This window comes from Candidatus Zixiibacteriota bacterium (genome assembly GCA_020853795.1).
In the GTDB taxonomy this organism is placed as follows: domain Bacteria; phylum Zixibacteria; class MSB-5A5; order CAIYYT01; family CAIYYT01; genus JADJGC01.
Genome location: JADYYF010000164.1, coordinates 1 through 19,306 on the forward strand (window position 1 = coordinate 1; position 19,306 = coordinate 19,306).

At 58.8% G+C, this 19,306-nt stretch carries 23 protein-coding genes and 2 tRNA genes; 22 read left to right on the plus strand and 3 right to left on the minus strand.

From position 1 onward, the window contains the following. From purD to IT585_12720, 10 genes are all read left to right on the plus strand, one after another. On the plus strand, positions 1-746 hold a 746-nt coding region (gene purD, locus IT585_12675; GenBank protein MCC6964100.1), incomplete at its 5' end, for a phosphoribosylamine--glycine ligase. Between the two features lie 112 nt (positions 747-858). After that, the gene (locus tag IT585_12680; protein ID MCC6964101.1) at positions 859-1,725 is read left to right on the plus strand and encodes a tetratricopeptide repeat protein; all 867 of its coding nucleotides are present in this window, start codon (positions 859-861) and stop codon (positions 1,723-1,725) included. 123 nt (positions 1,726-1,848) lie between these two features. Further along, the gene (locus IT585_12685; protein MCC6964102.1) at positions 1,849-2,844 is read left to right on the plus strand and encodes a cysteine synthase family protein; all 996 of its coding nucleotides are present in this window, start codon (positions 1,849-1,851) and stop codon (positions 2,842-2,844) included. Next, entirely contained in the window at positions 2,837-3,562 is a 726-nt protein-coding gene (locus tag IT585_12690) for a DUF1573 domain-containing protein (GenBank protein ID MCC6964103.1), read from the plus strand. The genes IT585_12685 and IT585_12690 overlap by 8 nt, the downstream gene beginning before the upstream one ends. An 89-nt stretch (positions 3,563-3,651) precedes the next feature. Next, a tRNA-Pro gene (locus IT585_12695) sits at positions 3,652-3,728 on the plus strand. Positions 3,729-3,776: 48 nt separating this feature from the next. Beyond that, entirely contained in the window at positions 3,777-4,961 is a 1,185-nt protein-coding gene (locus IT585_12700; protein ID MCC6964104.1) for a class I SAM-dependent rRNA methyltransferase, read from the plus strand. Positions 4,962-5,020: 59 nt separating this feature from the next. Beyond that, complete coding sequence (locus IT585_12705; GenBank protein ID MCC6964105.1) at positions 5,021-5,488, plus strand: TIGR00725 family protein; 468 nt, start codon at positions 5,021-5,023, stop codon at positions 5,486-5,488. After that, positions 5,485-5,766 (plus strand): acylphosphatase, encoded by a 282-nt coding sequence (locus IT585_12710; protein MCC6964106.1) that lies wholly within the window; start codon positions 5,485-5,487, stop codon positions 5,764-5,766. The genes IT585_12705 and IT585_12710 overlap by 4 nt, the downstream gene beginning before the upstream one ends. Positions 5,767-5,768: 2 nt before the next feature. After that, positions 5,769-6,290: an adenine phosphoribosyltransferase gene (locus tag IT585_12715; GenBank protein MCC6964107.1), complete on the plus strand. Its 522-nt coding sequence runs from the start codon at positions 5,769-5,771 to the stop codon at positions 6,288-6,290. A 7-nt stretch (positions 6,291-6,297) separates the two neighbouring features. Next, positions 6,298-6,371 (plus strand) — tRNA-Arg (locus tag IT585_12720). Positions 6,372-6,385: 14 nt separating this feature from the next. On the opposite strand, the gene motB is transcribed toward IT585_12720, so the two are convergent. Together motB and motA are read right to left on the minus strand one after the other, a co-directional pair. Continuing rightward, the gene (gene motB / locus IT585_12725) at positions 6,386-7,318 is read right to left on the minus strand and encodes a flagellar motor protein MotB (GenBank protein MCC6964108.1); all 933 of its coding nucleotides are present in this window, start codon (positions 7,316-7,318) and stop codon (positions 6,386-6,388) included. Between the two features lie 12 nt (positions 7,319-7,330). Beyond that, positions 7,331-8,188, minus strand: a complete 858-nt coding sequence (gene motA, locus IT585_12730; protein MCC6964109.1) for a flagellar motor stator protein MotA — start codon at positions 8,186-8,188, stop codon at positions 7,331-7,333. 334 nt (positions 8,189-8,522) lie between these two features. Here motA and IT585_12735 point away from each other — a divergent pair, with 334 nt between their 5' ends. From IT585_12735 to IT585_12790, 12 genes are all read left to right on the plus strand, one after another. Further along, positions 8,523-9,302 (plus strand): flagellar motor protein, encoded by a 780-nt coding sequence (locus IT585_12735; GenBank protein ID MCC6964110.1) that lies wholly within the window; start codon positions 8,523-8,525, stop codon positions 9,300-9,302. Then, positions 9,286-10,134, plus strand: a complete 849-nt coding sequence (locus IT585_12740) for an OmpA family protein (GenBank protein MCC6964111.1) — start codon at positions 9,286-9,288, stop codon at positions 10,132-10,134. Before IT585_12735 ends, IT585_12740 begins: the two co-directional genes overlap by 17 nt. Positions 10,135-10,243: 109 nt before the next feature. Next, positions 10,244-10,663 carry a flagellar basal body rod protein FlgB gene (gene flgB / locus IT585_12745; protein MCC6964112.1) on the plus strand — a complete coding sequence of 140 codons (420 nt, stop codon included), beginning with the start codon at positions 10,244-10,246 and terminating at the stop codon, positions 10,661-10,663. An 8-nt stretch (positions 10,664-10,671) separates the two neighbouring features. Then, positions 10,672-11,166 carry a flagellar basal body rod protein FlgC gene (gene flgC, locus IT585_12750; GenBank protein ID MCC6964113.1) on the plus strand — a complete coding sequence of 165 codons (495 nt, stop codon included), beginning with the start codon at positions 10,672-10,674 and terminating at the stop codon, positions 11,164-11,166. Positions 11,167-11,173: 7 nt separating this feature from the next. Next, positions 11,174-11,419 carry a hypothetical protein gene (locus tag IT585_12755; protein ID MCC6964114.1) on the plus strand — a complete coding sequence of 82 codons (246 nt, stop codon included), beginning with the start codon at positions 11,174-11,176 and terminating at the stop codon, positions 11,417-11,419. Then, entirely contained in the window at positions 11,416-11,721 is a 306-nt protein-coding gene (fliE, locus tag IT585_12760) for a flagellar hook-basal body complex protein FliE (protein ID MCC6964115.1), read from the plus strand. The genes IT585_12755 and fliE overlap by 4 nt, the downstream gene beginning before the upstream one ends. 27 nt (positions 11,722-11,748) lie before the next feature. Continuing rightward, positions 11,749-13,281, plus strand: a complete 1,533-nt coding sequence (fliF, locus tag IT585_12765) for a flagellar M-ring protein FliF (GenBank protein ID MCC6964116.1) — start codon at positions 11,749-11,751, stop codon at positions 13,279-13,281. Between the two features lies 1 nt (position 13,282). Next, positions 13,283-14,299, plus strand: a complete 1,017-nt coding sequence (gene fliG / locus IT585_12770) for a flagellar motor switch protein FliG (GenBank protein MCC6964117.1) — start codon at positions 13,283-13,285, stop codon at positions 14,297-14,299. After that, the gene (locus IT585_12775) at positions 14,286-14,933 is read left to right on the plus strand and encodes a hypothetical protein (GenBank protein ID MCC6964118.1); all 648 of its coding nucleotides are present in this window, start codon (positions 14,286-14,288) and stop codon (positions 14,931-14,933) included. The genes fliG and IT585_12775 overlap by 14 nt, the downstream gene beginning before the upstream one ends. A 3-nt stretch (positions 14,934-14,936) precedes the next feature. Beyond that, positions 14,937-16,307 (plus strand): FliI/YscN family ATPase, encoded by a 1,371-nt coding sequence (locus IT585_12780; GenBank protein MCC6964119.1) that lies wholly within the window; start codon positions 14,937-14,939, stop codon positions 16,305-16,307. Next, positions 16,255-16,725: a flagellar FliJ family protein gene (locus tag IT585_12785; GenBank protein ID MCC6964120.1), complete on the plus strand. Its 471-nt coding sequence runs from the start codon at positions 16,255-16,257 to the stop codon at positions 16,723-16,725. Before IT585_12780 ends, IT585_12785 begins: the two co-directional genes overlap by 53 nt. Before the next feature lie 712 nt (positions 16,726-17,437). Further along, the gene (locus IT585_12790) at positions 17,438-17,731 is read left to right on the plus strand and encodes a hypothetical protein (GenBank protein ID MCC6964121.1); all 294 of its coding nucleotides are present in this window, start codon (positions 17,438-17,440) and stop codon (positions 17,729-17,731) included. Positions 17,732-18,010: 279 nt separating this feature from the next. Here IT585_12790 and IT585_12795 read toward each other — a convergent pair whose 3' ends face one another. After that, positions 18,011-19,126, minus strand: a complete 1,116-nt coding sequence (locus IT585_12795; protein ID MCC6964122.1) for a hypothetical protein — start codon at positions 19,124-19,126, stop codon at positions 18,011-18,013. Positions 19,127-19,306: the final 180 nt, after the last annotated feature.

Genomic DNA, 19,306 nt, shown 5'->3' on the forward strand with positions numbered 1-19,306 from the left:
AAATCGTTATTGAAAGCTTCCTGCAGGGCGAGGAGGCCTCCGTCTTTGCCTTCACCGACGGCAAGAGCCTGCTGACCACGATCTCCGCCCAGGATCACAAACGCGTCGGCGACGGCGATACCGGCCCCAATACCGGCGGTATGGGCGCCTATGCCCCGGTGCCATTTGTCTCCGAGGCGATGCTCAAAGATATTCACGACCTGGTGCTCGATCCGGCGATCCGCGGCCTGGCCGAGGAGGGCCGGCCCTTCAAGGGCGTCCTCTACGCCGGCCTGATGATTACCGAACGCGGCCCCAAAGTGATCGAATTCAATTGCCGTCTCGGCGATCCCGAAGCGCAGGTCATTCTGCCGCTGCTCAAGAACGATCTGGCCCAGCTTCTGCGGTCTGCCGTCGACGGCACCCTCGAGAGCGAGACCCTTCAGTGGGAAGAAGCCTACGCCGTTTGCGTCGTCATGGCCTCTGGCGGTTATCCGGGCGACTACCAGAAGGGAATTGAGATTACCGGGCTGCGGGAAATCAAGGAGACCGACGGCCTCGTCTTCCATGCCGGGACGCGATATGAAAATCGCCGGTTCCTCACCAACGGTGGCCGGGTGCTCGGAGTTACGGCCCTCGACGCCCATATCGACGACGCCGTCGCTAAAACCTACGAAGTCGTTGAACGCATTAAGTTTCAAGGACGTCATTTCCGGAGCGACATCGCTTATAAGGCCGGCAGCAAGAAGTTCAAGTTCTCCTATTAGGGGAACAATGGCCGTTTCCAACTGTATTAGTATTCAGAAAAAATCGATGGATATGAGCACTGTAAATCCCGCGAGGGATGAAGAGGTTAAACCTAAGAGGAGATTGAGATTAATGCGTCAAAAGGTTCTTGTCATCGCCTTGTGCATCCTTGCGTTGGCCGCGTTCGCGTTCGGCCAAAGCAATGACGCCAAAGCCAAATATAACGCGGGCATCACAGCCAAGCAGGCCAGCAAGTGGGCCGAGGCTGAGAAGGAATTTCAGGCGGCGCTGGCGCTGGAGCCTGATTACCCGGCGGCCCTTATCGAACTGGGTACGGTCCAGTTCAATCTCAACAAACTCCCGCAGGCGGAAGAGTCCTTCAAGAAGTGCACGGTCAAGGATCCCAACAACCAAAGCGCTTATTACAACCTCGGCATGGTGCAGCTCAAGGCCAAGAAATTCCAATTGGCCGAGCAGTCGCTGCTGAAGTCGCTCGCTCTGAAAACCAGTGACGCCGAAACCCAGAAAGGGCTCGGCCAGCTTTATTTCCAGCAGGAGAACTGGGACAAGTCGATTGAGTACTACAAACTCTACAACTCCGCCAACTCGTCCGACGCCAAGAGCCACTTCTTCCTCGCCAAGGCTTACAAGGAGAAGGCCAATCTGGCGGAAGCCGAAAAAGAGTATCAAGCGGCAATCCGTATCGATCCCAGGCTCGCCGACGCCCATTACAACCTCGGCAATCTCTTGTCCGATCAGAAGAAATTCGGCGCCGCGATCGGCTCGTACAAACAAGCCTTAGCTTCCGATCGCAACATGTTCGCCGCCTACTACAATCTGGCGCGCGCCTACCAGGAGAATCAGCAATACCCCGAGGCGCTGCAGTCCTATAAGGACTTCGTCCGCCTCGCCGACGGCAAAGCCGCTTATAAGGGCCAGGTGCAGGCTGCCAAGTCGCTGATTCCGCAGATCGAAGAGTACCTCAAGAACGCGGAATAATCATTGTTGATTCTGCCGCGATTTCATTAATTCAGAGGGCAATTCCGACTCCGCCGCAAGCGCTCCTTGCGGCGGAGTGTTTCTATACCCTAACGGCCGCCTTGCCGCGGCGCAGCCAAAGGCATGCAATTCACGCGCTCGATACTTGACCTGATCGGCAACACCCCCCTCCTGCAACTGCCGTCCGCTTACACCGGCTCGCACGCTACGATTCTGGCTAAACTTGAATTCGTCAATCCCGGCGGTTCGATCAAAGATCGAATGGCCGCCTATGCCCTGGAGGCCGAAGAACGCGCCGGCCGCCTTAAACCGGGCGACACCATCGTCGACGCCACCTCCGGCAACACCGGCGTCGCCGTCGCCATGGTCGCCGCCGCCAAAGGCTATCGCACGATCTTCGTAACTCCAACCTCGACTTCGGAGGAGAAAATCAACCTGATGAAGTCCTTCGGCGCCCAGGTGGTCATCACGCCTAAAGAGGTCGCGAGTGCCGATCCGCGCAGCCAGTATTCCGTCGCCCGCCGTCTGGCGCAAGAACACGGTTACTATTATCTCAGTCAATTCGAGAATCAGTTAAATCCTGAGGCTCATTATTACAGCACCGGCCCGGAAATCTGGCGCCAGACCAAGGGGAAGATCACCCACGTGTTTGCCGGCATCGGCACCGGCGGGACGATCTCCGGTTGCGGCCGCTACTTGAAAGAGCAAAACCCCCACATTCGCGTCATCGGTGTCGAACCGACCGGCTCGCTATTTCAGGCGATTCATTCCGGCCGGCCAATCAACGACGCTCAGCCGCACTACGTCGAGGGCATCGGCACGGATCAGACCATCCCGACTTTTCACCCGCAGTTCGTTGATGAAGTTGTTCAGATCGACGATGCCGAGGCCTTTGCCGAAACCCGCCGCCTCAGCCGCCAACTCGGCATCTCCGCCGGCGGCTCGACCGGCGCCATCTCTGCCGCTCTTCGCCGCGTGGCCGCCAATCTCGAGGCCAACGCCGTCGTAGTATTCTTTGTGTGCGACGGTGGTATAAGATATATGTCAAAGATTTTTTGCGATCAGTGGATGCGGGAACACCAGTTTCCGCTCGAAATCGAGGAGCCCACGCATGTCTAAATTCACGCAAGGAATTTCGTTCTTTACGATAATGCTCCTGGCTCTGACCGCGGTGACTTTTGCCAGCGGCCAGATGACCAAGCAGCCCAAAATCGAACTCTCCCACGATCAGTTCTATTTCGGTTTCATGCCGATGAACGCCATCGTCCAGCACAGCTACTGGATTCGCAACAAGGGCAACGACACACTGCAGATCATCTCCGTCAAGCCCGGTTGCGGCTGCACCACGGCGCCGCTCTCCAAAGAGAAAATCGCGCCCGATGATTCCGCATTGCTCAAAGTGACGTTTGACTCCAAGAACATGGTCGGGAAAATGGTCAAGGACGTGGAGATCTTTTCCAACGATCCGCAGAAACCGTCGACCAGTGTGCGCTTCTTCGCCGTCGTCAACCGCGAACACGATTTCGTTCGCGCCACTCCCAATGCGCTCCGCTTTTCGAAGTTCGGCGCCAAGGACGGCCGCATGGTCAAGGCCCTCGATATCAAGAACGGTTCCAATGAAACCATCGAGCTGAAGGTTGTTGAATTGCCGGCCGATTATGTGGCGATTGACAGGAAAGCCGCCAAACTTAAACCGGGTGAAACCGCAACGTTCCAGGTCGAACAGACCGCCTCGGTCACAAACGAAGCGGACGTCCTGACCTCCTTGACTGTCGAGTTTGTCGGCCAGGAGACCGATCGCATCACAATTCCGATCGTCGCGCATCTGCAGAAATAGCCTGCGCCTGCGATTTTCTCCGCCCGCGCCGCTCGCCGCAAAATTCGGTTGACTTTTCGCCGGCGGCTGTTAAAATACGGCACCTGTGTCGGGGTGTAGCTCAGCCTGGTAGAGCACTTGGTTCGGGACTAAGGGGCCGAAGGTTCAAATCCTTTCACCCCGACCATAATTTCGGGGGCATTCCGCCGCGCCGTTTCGAGGCTTCGAGATTTTCGTGTATCCATCCGTTCAAGTCAAACCCGGTAAAGAGAACAACCTGATTTTCCGGCATCCTTGGGTCTTCTCCGGCGCACTGCAGCGGCGCCCGGAAGGCCTCGCCAATGGGGAAGTGGTACAAGTTCTCGACGTCAACGGCGTCGTGCGCGGCGTCGGCATCTATTCTGAGCACTCCCAGATTACGGTCAGAGTGCTTGAGTTCGGCCCCGCCGCAATCAACGCCGACTGGTTTCGCCAACGTTTCGCTGCCGCCGATTCGCCGCGGCGTCTGCTCGGCCTTGGCCCCGACACCGCCACCACCGGCTATCGCTTGATTTTCGGTGAAGCCGACGGTATCCCCGGTCTCGTTGTCGATCGCTACGCCGATGTTTTCGTCATCCAATCCTCGGTCGCGGGCATTGACCGTCTGAAAACTGATATCGTGACCGCCCTGACCGACCTCTTCCAGCCTCGCGCCATCGTCGAACGCTCCGATCTTCCCGCGCGCCGCGAGGAGGAAATCGACCAGACCACCGGTATGCTGCACGGCAGCCTCGATGCGCCCGTTGCCTTCACCGAATTCGGCGTCAAGTTTGAGGCCGATATCATCGCCGGCCAGAAAACCGGATTCTACCTTGACCAGAGAGATCTGCGGCAGGCCGTGCGCACCTTGGCGCAAGGCCGGGAAGTCCTCAACCTGTTTTCCAACTCCGGCAGCTTCTCGATCGTTGCTCTGCTCGGCGGTGCGACGAAAGCACTCAACATCGACAGCTCCCATTCCGCGCTCGAACAGTGCTTCCGCTTCGCCGAACTAAACGGACTTGATCGCTCCGCCATCTCCGATTCCTGCATCGACGTCTTCGACTGGCTGACCGAACGCCAACCCCCGTCCTACGACCTGATCATCCTTGACCCGCCCGCACTGATCAAAGCGCAGAACGATACCGAGGCGGGCAAGAAGGCCTACCATTTCCTCAATCGGGCGGCGATTCGCCTCCTTCGTCCCGGCGGCATTCTCGTGACTTCCAGTTGCTCGGCCTTCTTCCGTGAGGATGATTTCCTGTTCATGCTGCGCCGCGCCGCCGTGCAAGCCGAGCGCCGGCTGGAAATTCTGCGCTATGTCCCGCAATCGCCCGATCATCCATGGTCGGTCTATTTCCCTGAGTCAAAGTACCTCAAATCGTTTATCGCCCTCGTGCCGTAGTGCCGCGCTCCGACAACAATCTTGCACGACGGCACAATCTTGATTATCATCTCTGCCGGATGTCTCAGCGCCAGAACCCCTATATCGCCGTCGTCGGCGGTTACGAGTGCAGCGGCTCGGATTACGCGCTCGCCGAATCGGTGGGTGAATTGCTCGCCCGCGCCGGCGCCGTCGTCGTGACCGGCGGGCGGCACGGCATCACCGAGGCCGCCTGCAAGGGCGCCAAGAAAGCCGGCGGCACCACGATCGGCATCCTGCCCGGCGCCGACTACGAGGAAGGCAACGACTTCGTGGACCATGCCATTTGCACCGATGCCGGTTCGTCGCGCAACAACATGATCATCATGACTGCCGACGGCGTGGTTGCGATGCCGGGACGTTACGGCACCCTCTCCGAAATCGCGTTTGCGCTGCTGTATCACAAGCCGATCGTTTCTCTCGGTTCCTGGGGGGTATCAGACCGGATAATCGAGGCTGCCTCACCGCAGGAAGCGGTGCAGCGAATTCTCCAGGAGGTACGCTCATGACCGAAATGGCTTGCGCCCGCGTCCTGATCTCTGGCCGCGTCCAGGGCGTCGGTTACCGCTTTTTCGTCACCACCCGCGCCGAAAACTACCCGATCGTCGGCTTCGTCCGGAATCTCGAAACCGGCGCCGTCGAAATCGAAGTCGAGGGCGACAAGCAGATCGTGATGAATTTCATCAACGAAGTTCGCGTCGGCCCGCGCCACGCGCAGGTGAACGATTTTCAGATGGAGTGGAAGCCTTACAAAATGAGTTACGATAAATTCTTTGTGAAGTACTGATTATGAATCTGAGCAGCAAAATCCGCAGTATTCCCGACTTTCCCAAGAAGGGAATCGTCTTTCGCGACATTACCACCCTCCTGCAGGACCCGCGGGCCTACGAGCACACCATCGACCAATTCTGCACCTATTTCGCCAGGCACCGCATCACCAAGGTCGGCGTGGTCGAATCGCGCGGCTTCATCTTCGGCGGCCCGATCGCGCTTCAGCTTGGCGTCGGTATCGTCCCGATCCGCAAGAAGGGCAAACTACCGTGGGACACCGTCCGTCAGACTTACAAGCTCGAATACGGCACCGACAGCCTCGAAATCCACAAGGATGCCGTCACCAAGCGCGATCGCGTGCTGATCATCGACGATCTGCTGGCGACCGGCGGCACCGCCAAGGCCTCGGTCAAGTTGATCGAAAAGCTCGGGGCGACGGTGGCCGGCCTCGGCTTTTTGATCGAGCTGTCGTTCTTGAACGGCCGCGATAAACTGAAAGACTACGAAGTGCTGACGCTGGTTCAGTACGATTCCGAATAAGTCGACTGCCCCCGTAGCTCAGGTGGATAGAGCAGAAGTTTCCTAAACTTTTGGTCGCGTGTTCAACTCACGCCGGGGGTAGGTTCTGCCCGCGATTACTCGCTCGACGCCGACATCGGCCGCGGCGGACCGGCGTTGTCCACCGCCGACGTCGGCGCCGAACCGGTCGTGACGCTGTCCGGCTGCGTGATCTCTTTGTCCTCGACAATTACATTCTTGTCCAGGTAATTCAGCCCCGAAAACTCATTTTGCACAATGATCGCAATGCGGCGATTGCTCGGATTCGCCGGATCGGCCTTCACCTTCGGCTGCGTCGCGGCATAGCCGCGCACCTCGGCCACCTGATCGAGGCGCAGGCCGTGCTCCTTCATCCAGCGTCGCGCGCTGTTGCAGCGGTCGACCGAGAGTTCCCAGTTGGTGTAGGTCGCTCCCTCGGCGTATTGGTAGCTGTCCGTATGCCCCTCGATGATCACCTTGTTCGGCAGCCGCGCGATCTCTTCCGCCACCGTGACCAGCATCTGCTTGGTGAACGGCTTCAGCTCCGCCGAGCCACGTTCGAAGAACGACTCGCCCGAAGATTCCAGCAGCTGGATACGCAACCCTTCGGCCGTCATCTGCACTTCGATCTGGTTCTTCAGCCGCTCGAAACTGGGATTTTCGCGCAGCTTCTTCATGATCTCCGCCGCCGCTTCCTTCAGGCGTTCGCGCGCTTCCTTCTCGCGCATCTTGCGGATCTGCTCTTCGGTCATCATGTTCTTGCTCTTCATTTCGATGACCGATGTCCCTTTGTTCGGCAGCACGGTTTGGTCGCCGCCCTTCTTGAAGCCGGTTGGATTCTGGAAATATCCGGCCACGCTCTCCCGCACCGTCTCCGACTGCGCGATTAGCCACATCACCAGGAAAAACGCCATCATCGACGTAACGAAGTCGGCGTACGCTACCTTCCACGATCCGCCGTGATGGCCGCCGCCATGGCCGCCCTTCCTTTTGATGATGATGGTCGGTTCTTGTTGGGTATCGTCGGCCATGATACAGCCTTCTTACTTGGCGCGGGTCTGACGGCAGGCGTTTTCGACTTCCTCAAACGTCGGCCGGCTTGAGGCAAAGATCGCGCGCCGCGCAAATTCCACCGCGATCGACGCCGCGAATCCCTTCTGGAAGCCCAGCATCCCTTGTTTCAGGCAAGCGTAGTATTTGCCGCCTTCCTCGTTGAGCGCTTGGATGTTTTTGGCGATCGGCTGAAAGAACCCGTAGCACAGCAGAATGCCGAGGAACGTGCCGATCAGTGCCGCCGCGACTTTCTCCCCGATCTCCTCCGGCGGTCCGCCGATCGCGCCCATCGTCACGACAATCCCCAGTACTGCCGCAACGATACCAAAGCCCGGCATCGAGTCGGCCACCGTCTGGATCGATTCGGCCGGCTTGGCCTGCTCTTCGTGGTGCGTGTCGAGGTCGAGATCCATCAGCGCCTCCAAATCCTGCGCTGAAATCGCGCCGGTAATAATCACGCGCATCGTGTCGGAGAAGAAATGCACCGCGTGATGATCTTTCAGGAACGCCGGGTATTTTTTCAGGATCGAGGACTCGAACGGTTTCTCGATGTGACTCTCCAATCCGACCAGCCCGTCTTTGCGCGCGACATTGAAAATTTCGTACATCATCACCAGCAGGTCGAGGAAGTGTTTCTTGGACGGCCCGCTGCCGAAGACCTTCATCATCTGCGGGACCATCGCCTTAATCGTTTTCAGCGGCGACATCACCAGCAGCGAACCGATCGCGGCGCCCGCCATGATCACAAACTCCGACGGCTGAATTAGTACCGGAATCGGCCCCCCGTGCATGACGAAGCCCCCGATGACACCGCCAAAGACGATTAGTAATCCGATAATCGCGAACATGTTACCGTAACTGCTCCCTCAGTTGCACTTCTACCAGCTCGAGTCGTCCTGACTCGCACTTTGAAATTGTCGTCACAGTTTGCCCGCTCATGCACTGAGCGGTGACGATTTCCGCCCGATTCGCCCGGCGACTGCGCCAAAGCGGAGGTTTGTTTCAGAATGGAGCAGGGGCGCGCTTACCGGCGCCGACGTCTGAATTCCGCCGATTGCGTCGTCGTCGCCCCTTCAGTCATTTCCTTGCCGCGCCGATACTTTCATGGAATAGGGCGACGGCCGACGTGTACCTTCGCTGTCCTATCGAGAAACACCGGCCGTCGCGCGAAGCAGTATGCGCATCGACTTTGCCACAGTCTCCGGCATCATCCTCGGCCTCGGCGCCATCGTCGTGGCCTACCTGATGGAGGGCGGCTCGCTCGCTTCGGTCTTCCAGGCGCCGGCCGTCATGCTCGTCTTGCTCGGCACTCTGGGCGCCGGCATGATCACCACCTCGATGAATACCGTCTTGCTGATCCCGACCTACCTGCGCATCGCTTTCTTCGGCCAACCGATCGATGTGCGCGATACGATCGAGCGGATGGTCCATCTCGCCGAACGTGCCCGCCGCGAAGGCATCCTCGGTCTCGAACAGTTTCTGGACGAAGCCCCCAGCCCGTTCTTCAAGAAGGCGCTGCAACTCTTGATCGACGGCACCGAGGTCACCGCGCTGCGCGGCATTCTCGAAACGGAAATCGCTTACATGGAAGAACGCCACCGTCGCGGCATCGAGCTGTTCAAGAAGATGGGCGGGTTCGCGCCGACCCTCGGCATCATCGGCACCGTGCTTGGGCTGATTCACACCCTCGCCAACACCACCGACACCACCCGCATGGCCTCCGGCATCGCGACCGCGTTTATCGCCACCCTCTGGGGCGTCTGCTCGGCCAATCTGTTCTTCCTACCGGTCGGCGACAAACTTCGCCACCGCCACCTGGAAGAAATGACCAATCTGGAACTCGTGCTGGAGGGCGTGATTGCGATTCAGTCGGGTGACAACCCGCGCGTCATTCGCACCAAATTGCTTTCGTATCTGAATCCGCAGGAGCGTTACGAGGATAGTTATGCGGCGACGCGGTGACATCGACTCCGACAACACCGATCGCTGGCTCATGACCTATGCCGACTTGATCACCTTACTGTTGGCATTTTTCGTCATGATGTACGCCATCTCCAAAATCGATTTGCGCAAATTCGACAAGATGTCGCTGCACTTGCAGGGCGAGTTCAACGCTGGTGACGACACCCGCCGCGACGGCACCCTCACCGATTCCGGCTCCGGCGTACTCAAGATCGGCCAGCTCAAGCTGGTCGCCCAGCGCCTGCAAAGCCCCTCCTTTGGTCCGGTCAAAGGCCGCGTCAACATGGGGCCCAGCAGCAACATCAATCCGACCAGCGGCTTTTCCGAGTTGCCCGCCGACTCGCTTAGTCAGCCGTTCACCGTCGAAATGAACGAGCGCGGTTTGGTGATTCACGTGATGGAATCGGCGCTGTTCGCCTCCGGGCAAGCCGACCTCGGCGCACCGGCGCGCGAGACGCTTGATCGCATCGCGCAGGAAATTCGCGATCTGCCCAACCAGATTCGTGTGGAGGGCCACACCGACGATCGCCCGATCACAACCAGCCGCTTTCCGTCGAACTGGGAGCTCTCCTCCGCGCGTGCCACCGCCGTCGTGCGCTACTTCATTGACGCGCACGCTCTGACACCCGACCGCGTCTCGGCGCTCGGCTACGGCGAATTCCGGCCGCTCCTGCCGAACGACACTCCTGAGAACCGCGCCAAGAACCGCCGCGTCGATATCGTGATCCTGACCGACAACCTCTCGCGCTACGAGCCCAAGCCGCTGATCGGGGAGGCGGCGAATCCTGAGAACAATCTTCAAGCCGCCGCGGAAGAAAATTCCGGCCTCTGATCCAACGCCCGCTTTTCGCAAAATCTAAGACACTGTCTTGTAACAAGATAGCCCCATGGCCGTCTTCGGCACGGCATTTGATTTATGCCTCCCCGGAGAAAGGTCTCGAATGAGCAACTTCGTACACAAAGCACTGTTTCAAAATGGTCTGATTCCGGCTTACTCCAAGCTGGCTGACCTGGCGGCGCTCCGCCACAAGCTGGTCGCCTCCAACATCGCCAACGTCAACACGCAGGGCTACGAGAAGCGCACCATGCAATTCGACAACGAACTGCGCAAAGCGCTCGACAAGCCGCGCCTCGCCGGAACGGTCACCGACGAAATGCATATCCCGCTCGGCGACAACCCCAACCGCGCGCCCGAAATCGACAAAGTAAAGAAGTCCGACAACGATACCGGCATCAACTCGGTCGACATCGATCAGGAACTGGCCGATCTGGCGCAGAACCAGATCACTTTCGAATTCGGCGCCGACATGTTGGCGCGCAAGTTCAAAGCGCTCAAGTCGGCGATCAAAGGTGAAAGCTGAGGCAACTCATGAGTGATCTCTTTTCGTCACTAAAGATCTCCGGTTCCGGCCTGTCGGTGTTCCGTCGCAAAATGAATGTCGCGGCCGAAAACCTCGCCAACGCCGAAACCACCAAGACTCCGGAGGGGGGGCCTTATAAGAAGAAGGTGCTCTCCATCACCGCCAAGAAGGTGAAGGAAACATTCTCGCGCGAACTCAACGCCGCAGCAGTCGAACTGCAGCAGACTGACCCCAAGCATGTCCCCGGCAAACCGGTGGCGCTGCTCAATCAGTCCAACATCAACCACGCGCAGAGTCGCGAACTGGTCGACCCGGCGCAGGAGCCGCGCATGGTCTATGATCCCGATCACCCGGATGCCAACGAAGAGGGCTTCGTTGCGATGCCCGACGTTGATCCGCTGATCGAGATGGTCGAGATGATGACCGCTGCCCGTGCCTACGAGGCCAACCTGTCGGCAATCAATACGATTAAGGATATCACCAAGAAGTCGCTGGAGATATAAGACGCCTATGGATATGAAAGTCAACAACGCCAATCTGCAGATCTATACCAATAACCTGCAGCAACCGGCACGGACGCCGGCGCCGCAAGCGCGGGCAACGCAGCCGGCAGAACCGAATCAGTTCGCGGCCGCCCGCTTCGCCGATTTGCTGTCGGCGTCGGAGAAGAATTTCATTCTGCAGAACTTCAAACCCGAATCCACGGTGAAGGATGCCGCGGCCCATCTCGGCCGCCACATTGACGTGCGCGCATGAAACCGATCACGCTCAATACACTCCATCAGGAGTTCAACATCCCGCAGGCGCTGCCCAAGCCGCCGAAGACCGACGTCACCGGCGCCAGCTTCGGCGACACGCTCAAGCAGTTCGTCAATTCGGTCAACGACCTGCAGAGCCAGGCCGCCGGCGCCGAAACCGCGTTTCTGCGCGGCGAAATCTCCGACGTTCACCAGGTGATGATCGCCGTCGAAGAAGCCTCGGTGGCGTTTGAATTGCTGATGGAAATTCGCAATAAGCTGCTGGAGGCGTACCAGACGATTCAGCGGATGCCGATCTAAGGCGCTTAAACCTCGGAGCATGGATGCATGAAGAGGATTTTTGATCATTTCTACCAAATCATCGGCCGCATGACCCCCAGTCAGGTCGTGATGATGGCTTTCGTCGTCATCGGCCTGATCGTCGGCACGGTGCTGATCTTCAATTTTGCCAAGTCGCAGTACTTCGTTCCCCTGTATACGAATCTTTCCAGCGAGGATGCCGGCAAGATCGTCGAGAAGCTTAACGAACTCAAAGTCGCGTACGAGATCGGTGAAGGGGGCGCGTCAATCAACGTCCCGTCCGATCAGGTCTACGAAACGCGCATGAAACTGGCTTCTTCGGGACTACCCAGCCCGCAGAACATCGGCTACGCGCTCTTTGACCAGACCAACCTCGGCATGACCGACTTCGTGCAGAAGCTCAATTATCGCCGCGCCCTCGAGGGCGAACTGGCGCGCACGATCGGCTCGCTCAGCGAGGTCGAGGCCGCCCGCGTCCACCTGGTGATACCTGAAGACAAGCTGTTTAAGGAAGACCAGAACAAGCCGACCGCCTCCGTCGTGGTCAAGCTGCGCGGCGGCCAGTCGCTGGCCAAGCGCCAGCTGCAGGGGATGTCGTATATCGTCGCTTCCTCCGTCGAGGGGATGTCGCCGGATGAAGTCACGATCATCGACTACGACGGCAACCTGCTGTCCGGCGCGCAGTCGAGCGATCCGTCGGCGATGCTTTCCGCCACCCAGTTCGAAATGCGCAAGAATGTCGAGACGTATCTTGAGAACAAAGCACAGTCGATGCTTTCCAGCGTCATCGGCCACGGCCGCTCGATCGTCCGCGTCAGCGCCGAACTGAATTTCGAGCAAAACAGCACGCAGATCGAAGAGTACAACCCCGATATGGTCGCGATCCGCTCCGAACAGCGCACTGCCGCCAAGGGCTCCGAGTCGGAGTCGCTGCCCGGCACGCCGCCGATCACCACCGCCGCCAACAACAACGACGCCACCGATATCATCACCAACTACGAAGTTTCCAAGACCGTCAAGAGCATCATCGGCGAGGTCGGCTCGATCCAGCATCTGTCAATCGCCGTGATGGTCGACGGCAATTATCAGGACACCACGAACGCCGAGGGCGAAGTCGAACGCAAGTTCCTCAACCGCACGCAGGAAGAACTTGAACGCTACGCCGGCATCATCAAAAACGCCGTCGGTTACAACGAAGCCCGCGCCGATCTGTTCACCATTGTCGACGTGCCCTTCGACAACAGCCTGATGGTCACTTCGCGCAAGGAACTCGAAACGATGGGGCAATGGACGAATTATTGGTATTACGGCAAGAAACTGTTGCTGATCGTCGGCGCGATCTTGGCCTTCCTGTATATCAAGCGCAAGGTGAAGAAGGTCTTCTCCGCGCTCGCCAAGTACGTCCCACCGCCGCCGGCACCGATCATTCCGCCGGTCGAAGAGGTGATTCAACAGAAACCGCAGAAGCCAAAATTGATTGATACCATGAAGTCCCAGACTAAAGGCAAACCGGACGAAATTGCCAAGGTGATCCGCACCATCATGGCGGAGCCGCAATAGTATGCCGATCACCTACGATCAACTGAACCCGGTCCAGAAGGCCGCCATCGCGCTGATCGCGTTCGGCACCGAGGTCTCCGCCGAGGTGCTCAAGGCGCTCTCCGATCAGGAACTCGAACGCCTGACGATCGAAATCGCCAACATGCGCGACGTCCCCGGCGAGGTGGAAGAACGCGTCGTGCAGGAGTGCTACGAGGTCTTCCTCGCGCGCGAGTACATCAGCACCGGCGGTATTGACTACGCGCGCCAGTTGCTAGAAAAGGCCGTCGGCGCCAACCGCGCCGTCGATATCATCAAGCGCCTCGAATCGTCGTTGGTGACTTCCGGCTTCAATCTGCTCAAGGGCATCGATCCCAAGCAGCTCGTCAACTACATCCAGAACGAACACCCGCAGACGATCGCCCTGATCCTGACGCAACTGACCGCCCAGCAGGCGGCGGGCGTCATGACCGAGCTGGCGCCGGAACTGCAGTCCGAAGTTGCGTTGCGCGTCGCCACCATGGAGAAGATCTCTCCGGAGATTCTCAAAGAGATCGAATCGACGCTCGACCAGCATTTCTCCGGCTCGGTCTTCCGCGAAAGCAAACAGTCGGGCGGTGCCAAGGCGCTGGCCGATATTCTCAACCTGGTCGAGACCTCCGCCGAGAAACATATCCTGCAGACGCTTGAGGCCGACAATCCCGACCTCGCCGCCGAAATCAAGAACATGATGTTCGTCTTCGAGGACATCGTCCTCCTCGACGACCGCTCGATCCAGCGCCTGCTCAAGGAGATCGAGACCAAGGATATCGCTATCGCCCTCAAAGCCGCCTCCGAGGACGTCAAGAGCAAGATCTACACCAACGTCTCCGAGCGCGTTGCCACCATGATCAAGGAAGAGATCGAGTTCATGGGACCGATGCGGCTCTCCGACGTCGAAGCCGCGCAGCAGCGCATCGTCGAGGTGATCCGCCGGCTCGAAGAGGAAGGCCAGATCGTCATCTCCGGCCGTGGAGGCAAGGAAGATGTCGTCGTCTAAGGTCCTCACCGCCGTGCAACTCGCCGCCACCCGCGTGCCGATCGGCAGCCACGAATTCATCGAACGCTTCCGCCGCGAGCAGGAGGAAAGCTCCCCCGAAGGCCGCCGCCGGCGCGAGTTGGAGGAACGCCACCAGCGCGAACTCCAGCAGACCCGCACCGCGGCCTATCAACAGGGGGAAGCCGCCGGGCTACAGAAAGGACTCGCCAAGTCACAACAGATCGAGAACGAAATGCGCCAGGCGATCACGGCGCTTGTCAACTACCAGAAAGCGGTCTACGAGCAGGCGCGCCGACAGACCTTTGAACTGGCTTTCGCGCTGGCCGACAAGATCACCAGCGCGCGCGGCGAGACCGAGCAGCAGACCGTGATCGACACGATCAATCGCTGCATCAGTGAGTTCCTCGACAAGAGCCGCCTCGTGATCCGCGTGAATCCGGCGCAGGCAGAATTCGTGCGGCAGCAGCTCGGCGCCGTCGCCGCGCTCAACGATTCAACCGCGCACGTCGCCGTCGAAACCGACACCCGTGTCGGCCCCGGCGGCTGCATAGTCGAAACCGATTCCGGCTCCGCCGATGCGCGCTTCGAAACCCAACTGGAAATCCTGAAAACGCGTTTGTTGGAACTCGCCTGAGCCATGTCCGCCGCGATTGACTTCTCCGGCCAACGCGATCTCGTCGCCCGCACCAATACGATCCGGCTGGACGGCAAGGTGCGCCGCGTCATCGGACTGATCATCGAATCGATCGGCCCGCAAGCCTCGCTCGGCGAACTCTGCAAGATCTATCGCCGCTCCTCGGACGAGCCCGTGCTCGCCGAAGTGGTCGGCTTTCGCGACAACTACACACTGCTGATGCCGTTCGGCGAACTCGAAGGCATCAACCCCGGCTCGATCGTGCAGGCTACCGGCTCCGTCCTCAAGATCGGGGTCGGCGACGAATTGCGCGGCCGCATTCTCAGCGGCCTCGGCCAGCCGATTGACGATCGCGGTCCGCTGACAACGAAACTCGAGCGGCCGATTACATCCAAATCGCCGCACCCGCTCAAGCGCCAGCGCATCACCGAGCAAATCCTGACCGGCATCCGCGCAATCGATGTCTTCACCAGCTGCGGCAAAGGCCAGCGGCTCGGCATCTTCGCCGGTTCCGGGGTAGGGAAGTCGGTGCTGCTCGGCATGATCGCCCGCCAGTCGAATGCCGCCATCAACGTTATCGGCTTGATCGGCGAGCGGGGCAGGGAGGTGCGCGAGTTTATCGAGCAGGATTTGGGCGTCGAAGGCCTCAAGCGCTCGGTTGTCGTCGCGGTCACCTCCGACCAGCCGGCACTGATCAAGGTCAAGGGCGTCATGACCGCCACCGCCATCGCCGAGCATTTCCGCGATCAGGGGCACGATGTGATCCTGATGATCGATAGCGTCACCCGCGTCGCGATGGCCCAGCGCGAAATCGGCCTGGCCGTCGGCGAACCGCCCGCCACCAAGGGCTACACGCCGTCGGTCTACGCCATGCTGCCGAAATTACTCGAACGCGCCGGCGCCGGCGAACGCGGCTCGATCACCGGACTCTATACCATCCTCGTCGAGGGCGACGACTTCAACGAGCCGATCTCCGATCAGGTGCGCTCGATCCTCGACGGCCACGTCACCCTCTCGCGCAAGCTCGCGCACCGCAAACATTATCCGGCTGTCGATATCCTGCAGTCGGTTTCGCGCGTGATGGTGAATATCGTCACGCCGCAACATCGCGATTCCGCCGGCGAGGCGCGCAAGCTGCAGGCCGTGCATTCGGAGAATGAAGACTTGATTAACATCGGCGCCTACGTCAAGGGCTCGTCCACCGAGATCGACACCGCCATCGCCAAGGTGCCGCAGATCAACGAATTCTTGCAGCAGGACATCGCGGCGCCGCGCACCAACTTCGCCGCCGACCTGCAACACTTGGAGAAGATCGTCGCCAATGAAAAAGTTTCAGTTCCGCCTGCAGAAGCTGCTGCAACTGCGAACGCATAAGAAAGTCGAGCGGCAGAAGGAACTCGCCAAGGCCGAGCGCGTCCGGCGGATGGAGGAGGCACACTTGGCGCTGCTCGAACAGCGTCTGCGCGACGAAATTGCCGACCTCGCGCCGCTCAAGGTCGACCGCCTCGATGTGCGCCGCCTGACCAACTCGATCTATTTCCAGCACCGCCTCAATACCAACATGGCCAGCCAGCGCAAGGCAATCGCCACGGCGCAACGGCAGGAGGCGATCAAACGCAAGCACCTGATCGATGCCGCCCGCGCCGAGAAGGTCTTTATTCGCTTGAAGGAGAAACAACAGGAACGCTATCTGGCCGAACTCGACCAGCACATCCAGAAAGAAATCGACGAGATCGCCCAGAATACCTTTCTCCAAAGGGCAGCCAAGGGGTCGCGCCAAAGCCCTCGCTAAGGCGGGGGCTTTGACGCTGTATCAGCCGTTCACATTGTGCTCTGGCGCGGGACTATTGAAGGGCGTAGGTCCGAACCCCTGTGGTTCGGACTTCGCAGTTTGTTCTGGGGCTGAATTGCTTCGATCTCGCCGCCTGTTACCGAGCGGGATAAGGGCGTAGGTCCGAACCCCTGTGGTTCGGACTTCGCAGTTTGTTCTGGCGCTGATTGCTTCGATCTCGCCGCCTGTTTCCGAACGGGATAAGGGCGTAGGTCCGAACCCCTGTGGTTCGGACTCCGCAGTTTGTTCTGGCGCTGATTGCTTCGATCTCGCCGCCTGTTTCCGAGCGGGATAAGGAAAAATCTTAGCAAAATGGCCGAACGTCCTGTCGGCGAGTCCGAACCACAGGGGTTCGGACCTACGGACCGGACGTCTACCGGAAATGTGGGTCGCTGATACCTATAATTTCTCTTGAAATTCGCCGAGCCGGACGCTATTCTCGGTGAGAGCGGGCTCGTGCTGGTGCCTCAGGAGAAAGTGGTGGAGCTGGCAGCACATTTCTGCCGTTCGCTCCCGGATGACGCAGCCGATGGCTCCTGGTAAGTCAAGGCAGAGTCTAATCGCCCCGCGTCAGTGGAGTGCCCGCGCCGCGCTTGGGCAGAACAGCAATCCCGATTGCGCGACAACTTCGAAGGAAACCTGAATTCATTTCGTATTGAGAGGTTGCATCGCTATGCCGAAGTTTTTGATCGAAGTCCCGCACGAGGCCGAGCCAATCGCCTGCCTCCGCGCTATCAAGGTTCTTCAAGAAACCGGATCGCACTATCTCACTAACGCCGACTATGGCTGTCATGACGGCGTGCACAAGGCCTGGATCGTCATGGAGGTAGAAGACAAAGAGGCCGCACGAAGTATCCTGCCGCCGGTATACAGGCCAGGAGCAACCATCATTGCCTTGAACAAGTTCTCCGCGAGTGAAATCGACGAACTCCTGGCTTACCACCAGAGAAAAGACACTGCCTCGTAGGTCGTACCGCCGGTGTCGATCTCATTGGAACCCGTTATCGGAATCGCGAAGAATCGGTCCGCGCACGAAGTTCTGAGGCAATTGCGCACAAGTCGGTCGAATTTTGCCGTTGCGTCAGGTCTTCTCGCGCGCCGTTGTTATGGAAGAACCGCCCCCAACTGCCGCGCGAGGCGACCTGATGCGATCTTCTTCCACGTCGTGATACATCAACCTGCGCCCTCACCCGCTGCTGGCGCGCCGGGTGAGCTACCGGGTGATTTGGCATTTGGATATCAAGTATCATCGTTCTTCACCGATGTGCCTTTGTTTCTGAATCTCCTTCTGTTGTCGCTGCCACGGCCCGCCATTATAGAGTGCACCCGACACCGCTCTGACCGGTTCCTGAGCGTACGTGAGCGCCGTCAGTTTGCCGGTTTTGTCAAACGATACCTTCCATTCAGCCACTTCACCGCTGTCGAACGCGTAGACCCAAAGCCTGACAGTGTCAGAGTCCACACCGGTTGTAACCGCGGGTGCCGCGATGCGTGAAGCGTATTCTTGGGGCATCTTCTTCAGCTCCTTGAGGACTCGTTTGGACAAGTCACGATCATAGAATTCATTGTCCACGTCCCTTGCCACATCTTCCAGGTACAGTTCCTCTCCCGTTATCCAGCCGATTTCGTCTCCCTGCTGACACATCATGTAGGCCCTGGCGATGTCCGCCTGTGAATTGATGAAAACGATCAATTGATCTTCATACTCCAGCGTCACGAACAGCTTCGAGCGGCAGATCAAATCAGAAGGGAAGACCTGTGCACACTCGACCGCAGCCCGATTAATGAGTGAAACCAGAGTCTCATCTGTTCCGTGCACGAGTGGCACCCACTGCTTTGACGTGAGGTTCGCGGCCACGAAGAGCGGAGGAGATAATTGATAATTAACACCTTCCCAAGTGAGATACTTGAAGCCGGTATGCCTTACGTCGAGAATGACACTCGATCTCAGGGAATCGTATGAAATGACGCGATGTAGCCAGATTGCTTCCCGATCGAATCGAAAATCTGGATCTGCGATTGGTTCCGAACGCTTCCGTGCTGACTCAACCCAAGACGGAATGAATGAGGCGACACTATCCTGTAGCCAAGATGGAACATAGCATGCGGCCTCCACACTCCCAAATCGAATCCCTGACTGCAGCGTAGCTGTCTGAATTGTGGGTTCGGGGAAAGTCAGCTGATGGAATCTGCACTCTTCTGAATTCGCCGCATTCCAACCAAGGCCAATGCATACGCTGAAAATGCACAGCGAGAGTACCCTGAGCTGACGATTCGCGAGCCCGTACTCCACCCGCAGCGCCAGCGCAGGGTGGGATTCGTCATTCTCTCCACAATTCAGATAGTCTGGAAATCGAATCATCCCAAATCCTTTGACTTCGTCCGACCGCCACGATTGGAGTCGCGGCGACCTCACTGTCCAATAATAAGACGAACCGCCGCCGCAAGTCGAGCAATTTGTGGTCAAGATGATACGATAGCGACCCAGCCCCACCCTTCGCTGGCGCTCCGGGTGGGCTACAGGGTCAACCGACCACCGTTC